The 2,087-nt window shown below is 45.8% G+C and carries 4 protein-coding genes; all 4 read right to left on the bottom strand.

The genetic code is table 11. The features are described from left to right. On the bottom strand, positions 1-228 hold a 228-nt coding region (locus ACH2DQ_RS17000), incomplete at its 3' end, for an RNA polymerase sigma factor (RefSeq protein ID WP_395027538.1). Between the two features lie 51 nt (positions 229-279). Next, positions 280-864: a sugar O-acetyltransferase gene (locus ACH2DQ_RS16995; protein WP_394916139.1), complete on the bottom strand. Its 585-nt coding sequence runs from the start codon at positions 862-864 to the stop codon at positions 280-282. Positions 865-887: 23 nt separating this feature from the next. Continuing rightward, positions 888-1,625, bottom strand: coding sequence for a creatininase family protein (locus ACH2DQ_RS16990; protein WP_394916140.1), 738 nt, complete (start codon positions 1,623-1,625; stop codon positions 888-890). Between the two features lie 104 nt (positions 1,626-1,729). Further along, positions 1,730-2,087 (bottom strand): M24 family metallopeptidase (locus ACH2DQ_RS16985; RefSeq protein ID WP_395027535.1); only part of this gene is annotated, 358 nt, incomplete at its 5' end.

Here is a 2,087-nt window from a genome sequence, read left to right as displayed (position 1 = left end):
ATTATACTGGAAAACAAATATACTTTCAACTTCCAATTCCATGTTCGGTCTGATCGATCTCATCTCCATTGCCTGTTCCCTTTTCCGCCAATACAGACTCTGATGCTTCCCAATCTGACAGAGCCAGACCTGAATCTTGCACTCTCCTTTAAAACGGTGAATATTCTGCATGGCTTTGAGAAAAATCTCCTGGGTAATTTCTTCCGCTATTGCCTCATCATGGCACAGACTGAAAAGATCTTTTAAAGTTTGTTGCTATGAAGCAGCAAACGATTTCCGTCAGCCTCTGTACTTGTCATCGTCTGCAGGTGTTATTTCCCGTATCACCCGGCAGGGATTTCCTCCTGCCAGCACATGCGCCGGGATATCTTTTGTTACAACGCTTCCGGCAGCGATTACACTTCCTTCCCCGATCGTAACGCCTCCCATAATGCACACATGCCCGCCTATCCAGACATGATCTTCTATTTTCACAGGCCAGGCATACTCCAGCCCGCTTGCCCGCAGCTGTGCATCAAAAGGGTGCCCTGCAGCATAAATGCCGCAATTAGGCGCAATCATTACATGGTCTCCGATTTCTACTTTGGCACCATCCAGTATGATAAGATTATAATTTGCCAGGAAATGATCCCCGATCTCCACATTGAAGCCCATATCACACCGGAAAGGCTGTTCGATTACAAAGTCTTTCCCGATTTTCTTTACAATTTTCGGAATCAATGCCTCCCTTGCCTGAATATCACCGTGGGGAATCTGATTATATTCATAACAGAGGTTCTGGCATTTTACCCGGTTGGCGGTTACTTCTTCATCATACTGAGCATCGTATAAAATACCTGCTGCTGCTTTTTCTCTTTCTGTCATATATTCCTCCCAGAACATGTTTTTTATCTGATTATTTCCTCCAGCGTTTCCAGCGCACACCGCACCATATGATCCCCCAGTTCCTTACTGGTTTCCACGGAATTCAGTGCGAACCACTCCGTATTTTCTTTGGTCTTTTCCAGATCCACGTGATCCGGATATAAGGCGTACATCAGACTGGATTCGTATTTGCCGGCATGATCAAATCCTCCGCACTTCTTCTGCGCCTCGGCGCTCAGAAGAGGAATGACTTTGATATAGGAAAATGGGTCTTCCCCGGAACCAAGGGCCTCATAATAACCGGCATAATCGTTGCTTCCCCACCAGCCTTTTCCCCTGGTCTCCTCCATATATTCCATAATGACTTTTTTCGCGGCTTTATGGCATGCCAGAGTCATAGGCATCAGCCCTGCTTCTTCCGTCTGGTGGTGCGCCACACAATAAATATTTTTCACGCCGCCCCAGATCATTGATTTTAAAATACAATAAATGTAGTTCTCATAGACATCCACGTCTACATGAATCGTTCCGCTTTCGGGACCGGCTACTGCCCAGCTTGCCACCCCATACCAGATTGGCGGGCATACCACAATCTCCTTCTTCTTTTCCAGTTCCCGCATCACACCTTTGATTACCATAGTATCGGTACCGTTGCTGGCATGTAAACCATGGTACTCGATGGTACCGATTGGGATGATAAACGGCACCTTTCTTTCTTTTGCATCCTGAAGTTCCTGAAACATTAAATCAACCATTTGCATAGTATTATCACTCCTTCTATATCGCCTCCGGCGATTGATATTGCCTGCCTGTGAAACATTTAGTTATCTGCCGGGAGTTGAGTTATACGATTCTCAACGGGTTACTACACAAGTTCATACAGTTTTCCAATCTCCGGTGACAGAATATCACAGCCATTTTCCGTAACGGCAATACCTTTTTCCCAGCGCACCCCGAAAGTATCTGTGGAGATAAAGGTATCCGCCTGGAAGGTCATATTCGGCTGCAATGCGTAGTCTGATATGGTCTCTACCCACGGTGCCTCTACCTCTATCATCCCGGTACCATGCAGGGGACCATATACAAAGTTATCTTTATAACCGTTATCTGCATAATACTGATAAAAATTCTTGGCAATATCGGAGGCTGTCACACCTGCTTTTACCTGCTGAATGGTCCATCTATGGGCTTCTAATCCAAACATCACCACTTCTTTTCTGCGG

Source organism: Robinsoniella sp. (genome assembly GCF_034124845.1).
Note: the sequence above shows the minus strand (reverse complement) of the source record. Positions and strands in the feature narration are given on the sequence as shown.

Bases quoted from the DNA above. Each gene is read 5' to 3' on its own strand.
- ACH2DQ_RS16995 (WP_394916139.1), bottom strand. From the start codon at position 864: ATGACAGAAAGAGAAAAAGCAGCAGCAGGTATTTTATACGATGCTCAG.
- ACH2DQ_RS16990 (WP_394916140.1), bottom strand. From the start codon at position 1,625: ATGCAAATGGTTGATTTAATGTTTCAGGAACTTCAGGATGCAAAAGAA.